The following is a 6,938-nucleotide window of genomic DNA, read 5'->3' as shown; positions in this document are numbered from 1 at the left end:
GTGTAGCAACGCGGAACGTAGACGCGACAGCGGCTTCTCGCAGAGTAGCATCTATCGAGATTCTTCGCTCCACAAAGTTCCGCTCAGAATGACAATTCATACCTTAATTCAGCAACGCCCAAAATAGACATTGCATAATGCTAAGATATCTGCTTTTCATATGAAGTGTTGGCTAAAATTAACAGTAGTTTAACTGACAGGGGTAATGGACAGTTTCACTCCCGCAATTGTTTTTGAAAATATTGAAAAAAACTTCGGCCCCCTGAAAGTGTTAAAGGGAATCAGCGGCAAAATAAATCGAGGCGAAGTAGTTGCTGTGATTGGTTCCTCTGGTTGTGGCAAAAGTACCCTGTTGCGTTGCTTCAATCGTTTAGAAAGCATTGATGCCGGAAGTTTAACAATTAATGGTATAGATTTATCTCATCGTCATTTGAACCAGAGACAACTGCGGCAATTGCGAACACAAGTAGGAATGGTTTTTCAGCAGTTCAACCTATTTCCCCATCTGAGTGTGCTGGAAAATCTCACACTTGCTCCCCGTAAAGTTTTGGGCAAATCTCCGAAAGAAAGCGCTCAACTTGCAGGGTTGTATCTGGAAAAAGTGGGACTGTTTGACAAAGCATCAGCCTATCCCGAACAACTTTCTGGGGGGCAAAAGCAACGGGTAGCTATTGCCCGTAGTTTATGCATGAACCCCCAAATCATGCTATTTGATGAACCCACCAGCGCTTTAGATCCGGAACTTGTGGGTGAGGTTTTGCAAGTCATGCAGCAATTGGCAGTGGAGGGAATGACAATGGTAGTTGTCACCCACGAAATGCAATTTGCCCGCGAAGTAGCCCACCGGGTGATATTCATGGATAAAGGCATAGTCGCAGAACAAGGCCCCGCCCATGAAGTGCTCACCAATCCTCAAAGCGATCGCCTGCGTACTTTCCTCAGTCGCCTCAATGTTGGGATGGGGAGAGTGGAAGAGGGGGAGAGGGGGAGAGTGGGAGAGTGGGAGAATAACTGATGACCAATGACAAATAACAAATGACCAATGACCAATGACAAATGACTAAAGATATTCCCGCAAAAAATCAAAGGGTTCATCTTCCCAAAATGGTTCTGGAACCATCAAACACAATTTACTGTTGATATCCGCTTCAATTTCGTCACTATCTTTCCTGTCAAATAGTTCTTTCAAAGCCTTCCAGTCACGCTCTTTAAGGGCCGTTAATGGCTGAGCGTGTACTTCCTCTGCATGTCTTTGAGAATTAAAACGAAAGCTTTTGAGTAACTTTCGGGAAAGATTATTTTTCAAGGCTTATAAATAAAATATATTTTAGTTTTACTCAAATGTATGTAAATGCACAGTCAGTTTAAATGTAGTAGCACTAACTAGATCATTACACGCTTTAAACAATTAGGTAGGAAATATTCTTTGCTGGAGAATGGGAAATAGGGAATAGAGATAGCCTTTTTTCATACTTTGATTGTAGGTAAATTTCCGTGGGGGTCTGCCGTCACTAATTCGACATCAAACACTTCTGCAAAGGATTGCGCTATATTTGCGCGTACCTCGTCGCAAGTTATACCAGGTATCAATTCAGCTAAACAGCCTACAGGTTTATCAGAAATGCCACAGGGGACAATGCGCTCAAAGCCTGTCATGTCTGGACAAACGTTTAACGCAAAGCCATGCATAGTTATCCAACGGCTGACTTTAATACCAATAGCGGCAACTTTACGTCCTTGCACCCAAACGCCTGTAAAACCCGTAATGCGCTCTCCTTCCAATCCATATCGTGCTAGTGCGCGAATTAACACTTCTTCTAGTTGTCGTAAATACCAATGCAGGTCTTGACGATAACGCTGCAAATTTAAAATCGGATACCCTACCAGTTGACCAGGACAATGATAAGTTACTTCTCCACCTCGTTCAACTCTATACACTGAGTAAGTGTTATTGTCAAGGTCAAATTTGAGAAATTCTGGAGTAGCTCCCTGTCCCAAAGTATAAACGGGTGGATGTTCCAGCAAGATGAGCACATCTTCTAAGTTGGGATTTTTGATGCGCTCTTGCAGAAGCGATCGCTGCCACTCCAGAGCATCTATGTATGGTGTCAATCCTAGGTTATATAGCAAACAATAACGCGAGTGTGAAGTAATACTACGGTTCATGCGAAAAAATCACTGATTTCTAGACTTTAAAGTATCAAAAATTATAAATACTGAGGATAAATTTCAAGCTATGCAAAGGATTTTAAAGGAAAGTAAAGGGAAGCAGTTTTAGAAAATACAAAATGCTAGTTTTGATATATATAACCTCAAATGGTGTTGGGAGGAATTCTCTGCAATAACCATCACGCCAAGAAAAAGAGGAAAGAATGCACTGGCTGATGGCGTCTGATTCAGTTGTTTCCATTCAAAAAACGGGTAAAACTAGCAAAAAGACGCATGTTGTCTATGAAAAGCGAATGTAGACCATTTCGCAATAGCAAAGCTAGCAATATCTGCGTGAGCATGCAAATGCCTTTACAGCAGTTGCAGCAAACGCAGAGATTTCTAAGTCGATTCAGACGAAGTCAGAGGAATACTTGGCTGAATTTGACTTAGGTAGGCGCACCAGCAGCATGTAGAAATTTTCCGATTTCGAGGGCAGTATTTAGACCTTACCGCAATACCTTTTCTCTGAACCAGATACACATAAAAACATTGAGCGGGAGAGTTTACATGAAGCTTGTCATCCACGGCAAAAATATTGAAATCACCGATGCGATTAGGGAATATGTACATCAAAAGATTGAGAAGGCGGTGAATCATTTTCAGAACATCACAAATGAAGTGGATGTGCATTTGAGCGTAGCTCGCAATCCCCGAATAAATCCTAAGCAAGCGGCAGAAGTCACTATTTATGCCAACGGAAACGTCATCCGTGCCGAGGAGAGCAGCGAGAACTTATACGCCAGTATAGACTTGGTAGCAGATAAAATCGCTCGTCAACTGCGTAAATACAAAGAACGGCGTCATGAGAAGAAAACTCATGCCCAAACTAGCATTGAAGGAGTAGTGCAACAGACAGTAGTTACAGATTTAATTGGCGATCGCGCTCCTGAATTGCCAGAAGAAGTCGTCCGTACCAAATATTTTGCCATGCCGCCAATGACAGTTGCAGAAGCGTTGGAACAACTGCAACTGGTGGGACATGACTTTTATATGTTCCGAAATGTTGAAACAGGCGAGATTAACGTTATTTACGAGCGCAACCACGGTGGTTATGGTGTGATTCAACCCCGCAACGGTAACGGCCATACCAACGGCAAGAACGGCAAGACGGCTCATGGAAATACTAGCGTGTCGGAGGCATCACACGCGCATAAATGAAATTAGTTAGTGGTTAAGGGTTAGTAGTTAGTGGTATTGATTAACCACTAACTACTAACTACTAACCACTAACTACTAACCACTAACTAACCCCTGCAACGTTTTCAGCGCTTCCTCGACGTGACCTTTAAAGTTAAACATCGAGTCGAACACATATTGCACAACTCCATCTTGATCAATCACATAAGTCACACGACCGGGAAATAAACCAAACGCAGCGGTTGCACCGTATTGCTTCCGTACCTTGTTGCCTTTGTCGCTTAACAAGGTGAACGGTAGCTGGTGCTTGGTTGCAAACTTTTGGTGAGATTCCGGTGAGTCACCACTAATGCCGATCACTTCGGCACCAGCAGATTTAAATACTTCATATTGATCGCGAAAAGCACAGGATTCAACTGTACATCCGGGAGTGTCGTCTTTGGGGTAAAAATAAAGAACGACTGGTTTACCGCGAAAATCGGTAAGGCTAACTGGTGAGCCGTTTTGAGAAGGGAGAGTAAAATTAGGTGCGGTATCTCCAACTTTGATAGCCATAAGCAATTTAAAATTTTATTTGCAAAATTGACACTATACAGAAGCCGAGTTACTGAAAAACTCGGTTTCTTTTGTACTGGTGCATAATTATCTTTACAGAATTTTAACTTGTGTGCTGGTCTACAAATTTTTCTTGATTACTAGCGTCAGGAAGATTAGGTTATTGGTTCAAACACAAAATTCCATCTATGCGCCTAACTTCACTTGACGTTTTTCGCGGCATTACCATAGCTGGCATGATTCTCGTCAACATGGCCAGCATTGCCGAACCTAATGTCTATCCCCCGTTACTCCATGCCGAATGGAATGGTTGGACACCAACCGACCTAGTATTTCCCTTCTTTTTGTTCATTGTCGGTGTGGCAATGAGTTTTTCTTTCTCTAAGTACACTGACGGTTTAGAGAGGAAAAGAGAGAGATGGGGAGATGGGGAGATAGGGAGAAATGAAGAAATCAAAATTTCTTCCACTCCCCTAGTCCTCCACTCCTCCACTCCCCCGCCTTACTGGCGTATCATCCGCCGCGCTGTCATTCTCTTTGCCTTGGGTTTACTTTTAAACGGCTTTTGGAATAAAGGTATTTGGACGTTTGATTTAAGTAGCATCCGAATGATGGGGGTGTTACAACGCATTAGCCTAACTTATTTGCTGGCAAGTCTGGCAGTTCTCAAGCTACCGCGTAAAGATCAATGGATACTAGCAGGTGTATTACTTGTTAGTTACTGGTTAGTAATGATGTACGTGCCAGTACCTGGTTATGGTGCGGGTGTGCTGACGCGGGACGGTAATTTAGGCGCTTACATAGACCGTTTGATCGTTCCCAAAGCACATCTGTACAAGGGCGATAATTATAATTTTATGGGCGATCCGGAAGGGCTTTTTAGTACCATTCCTGCCATTGTTAGTGTTCTTGCTGGCTACTTTGCGGGAGAGTGGATACGCAATAAAAAAAACGTAAATTCCGAAACCAGCATGGATTTAGTTTTGTTTGGTCTTAGCTGCTTGGTTATCGGTGGAATATGGGACTTAGCATTTCCCATTAACAAAAAACTGTGGACGAGTTCCTATGTTGTTTTCACCACTGGTTGGGCATTATTATTATTAGCCGCCTGTTACGAACTCATCGAAGTGCGACGGGTGCGGCGTTGGGGAAAACCATTTGAATTTATGGGCTTAAATGCGATCGCCATTTTTGTTGGTTCTGTGCTGCTGATTAAAATCTTAGTCAGAACCACAATCGGCACAGGAGAAAATGCTGTTAGTACCTATGATTGGATATATCAAAATCTATTTGCATCTTGGGCAGGTTTATTCAATGGTTCGCTGTTTTTTGCCATCATAAATATCTTGTTGTGGTTAGCGGTTGCTTATGGAATGTATCGGCAACGCTGGTTTTTCAAAGTTTAAAAATGGTTAGTAGTTAGTGGATAGTGGTTAGTGGTATTTTTTTACTACTAACTACTAACTACTAACTACTAACTACTAACTACTAACTACTAACTACTAACTACTAACTACTAACTACTAACTACTAACTACTAACTACTAACCACTATCCAATTAACGAATTTTCTTACCAGTTAGCACTTCTCGCACATCTAACATGGCTGTATAGGTAGGTAAGATATGCAAGGTTTCATTATCTGGTGTATGTTCTAGGGCTGTATTAATCGCCTGTCGTAAATCTTCTTCAACAATTAAATTACAATTATTGTCAAGCTTGGGCTCACTGTAGTACAGACGTAAGGCCATATCATAAGCGCGATCGCCACTAACTACTAAAGTTCCTCCCCGTTGGACTAATTTTTCTGTATCTACATCCCAAATCCAAGATACATCTTCTCCATCTTGAATTCGGTCATTCAATACCAGCAGTGTTGTTTGATTATTGCTTTGAGTCACGACTCGAATTGTTTCATTCGTGCCCACAGGATTTTTTGATAATAAAATTCGTACCTGCTTACCGTTAATTTTCAATTCTTCTGCACGACCAAAAGCAGGTTGGAAATTAGGTATACTATCGCGGACGGTAGCTTGATCAATTCCCAATTCGATGGCGGCGGTAGCGGCTGCTAAGGTGTTGTATTTGTTGTACAAGCCGATGAGAATTTGCGGCCATTCGCGGCTATTAAGAGTTGGTTTGCTTCTAGTGAAGCCGCAACTGGGACAAGTATATTCGCCCATATGAGATAAGTAAACGCCTTTATAATCTAAAGCGTGTCCGCATTTGGGACAGTAGATAGAATCAACTGCATGGGGAATAGCTTCTAGATACTGTTCTGGTTCGTTCAAACCAAAGAATGAGACTCGTTGCTGAGATAGCTGCTGGCCGAGATGGCAAATTGTCGGGTCGTCAGCATTGGCAACGATAATAGTTTCAGGGGGTAGAGTGGCGATCGCACTTCCCCAGCGCTTACTAATCGTGTCTACTTCTCCGTATCTATCTAGTTGATCGCGGAACAGGTTTAAACACAGGATGAGTTTTGGTTGAATTGGTGCTAACACCTTTGGCAAGATATTTTCATCAACTTCTAAAATGGCGTAATCTACATCCAGCGTACCCACCAAGTTAGTGCTTTCCATTAAAGCTGTCATCAAGCCATTTTCCAGATTAGCACCTGTAGAGTTGTGGGCAACGCGGAAGCCTTTGCGTTCTAGTATTTCGCGTAAAAATAGTGATGTGGTAGTTTTGCCATTAGTACCTGCAACGAGAATCACCCCGTTTTGCACTTGCTGACTCAATAATTGCAACAGACGGGGTTCGATACGACGTGCAATCGAACCAGGTAAGACTGACGCCGCACCCAAACGCAGCGATCGCACCATAAAAGTTACGCTTTTGGCTGCTGAAACAGCCAAGCCAAGCCGCAGTCTATCTATAAATTGAATTTTATTTCCCACACCCGTACCTTAGTCTGCAATTTCATATGCGTGAGTTTAGCGAATACTCAGTAAAAAAGCCAGTTATTTGTTGGTGGTTAGTGGTTAGTGGTTAGTGGTTGGTGGTTAGTGGTTGGTGGTTAGTGGTTGGTGGTT

Annotated in this window: 7 protein-coding genes; 3 read left to right on the top strand and 4 right to left on the bottom strand. The window is 42.5% G+C overall.

The window, feature by feature from the left end; all coding sequences use genetic code 11:
- Positions 1-205: 205 nt before the first annotated feature.
- Positions 206-1,015: an amino acid ABC transporter ATP-binding protein gene (locus HXY43_RS23130; RefSeq protein ID WP_290888366.1), complete on the top strand. Its 810-nt coding sequence runs from the start codon at positions 206-208 to the stop codon at positions 1,013-1,015.
- Positions 1,016-1,060: 45 nt separating this feature from the next.
- Here the strand turns inward: HXY43_RS23130 and HXY43_RS23125 are convergent, their stop codons facing one another.
- Positions 1,061-1,306: a hypothetical protein gene (locus HXY43_RS23125; protein ID WP_290888362.1), complete on the bottom strand. Its 246-nt coding sequence runs from the start codon at positions 1,304-1,306 to the stop codon at positions 1,061-1,063.
- 161 nt (positions 1,307-1,467) lie between these two features.
- The gene (lipB, locus tag HXY43_RS23120) at positions 1,468-2,166 is read right to left on the bottom strand and encodes a lipoyl(octanoyl) transferase LipB (RefSeq protein WP_290888359.1); all 699 of its coding nucleotides are present in this window, start codon (positions 2,164-2,166) and stop codon (positions 1,468-1,470) included.
- Between the two features lie 552 nt (positions 2,167-2,718).
- Between lipB and raiA the strand changes: the two genes are divergently transcribed.
- A complete protein-coding gene (raiA, locus tag HXY43_RS23115; RefSeq protein ID WP_290888356.1) occupies positions 2,719-3,369 on the top strand; it encodes a ribosome-associated translation inhibitor RaiA in 651 nt (216 codons plus the stop codon).
- Between the two features lie 75 nt (positions 3,370-3,444).
- Here the strand turns inward: raiA and HXY43_RS23110 are convergent, their stop codons facing one another.
- Entirely contained in the window at positions 3,445-3,903 is a 459-nt protein-coding gene (locus tag HXY43_RS23110) for a peroxiredoxin (RefSeq protein ID WP_290888354.1), read from the bottom strand.
- A gap of 188 nt (positions 3,904-4,091) precedes the next feature.
- On the opposite strand from HXY43_RS23110, the gene HXY43_RS23105 reads away from it, so the two are divergent.
- Entirely contained in the window at positions 4,092-5,309 is a 1,218-nt protein-coding gene (locus HXY43_RS23105; protein WP_290888352.1) for an acyltransferase family protein, read from the top strand.
- A gap of 153 nt (positions 5,310-5,462) precedes the next feature.
- Here HXY43_RS23105 and HXY43_RS23100 read toward each other — a convergent pair whose 3' ends face one another.
- Positions 5,463-6,803: a Mur ligase family protein gene (locus tag HXY43_RS23100; protein ID WP_290888349.1), complete on the bottom strand. Its 1,341-nt coding sequence runs from the start codon at positions 6,801-6,803 to the stop codon at positions 5,463-5,465.
- Positions 6,804-6,938 lie beyond the last annotated feature (135 nt).

Source organism: Fischerella sp. (assembly GCF_013388695.1).
Classification (GTDB): domain Bacteria; phylum Cyanobacteriota; class Cyanobacteriia; order Cyanobacteriales; family Nostocaceae; genus PCC9605.
This window is presented reverse-complemented; position numbering and strand designations above follow the sequence as displayed.

Bases quoted from the DNA above. Each gene is read 5' to 3' on its own strand.
- HXY43_RS23130 (WP_290888366.1), top strand. From the start codon at position 206: ATGGACAGTTTCACTCCCGCAATTGTTTTTGAAAATATTGAAAAAAAC.
- lipB (WP_290888359.1), bottom strand. From the start codon at position 2,166: ATGAACCGTAGTATTACTTCACACTCGCGTTATTGTTTGCTATATAAC.
- raiA (WP_290888356.1), top strand. From the start codon at position 2,719: ATGAAGCTTGTCATCCACGGCAAAAATATTGAAATCACCGATGCGATT.
- HXY43_RS23110 (WP_290888354.1), bottom strand. From the start codon at position 3,903: ATGGCTATCAAAGTTGGAGATACCGCACCTAATTTTACTCTCCCTTCT.
- HXY43_RS23105 (WP_290888352.1), top strand. From the start codon at position 4,092: ATGCGCCTAACTTCACTTGACGTTTTTCGCGGCATTACCATAGCTGGC.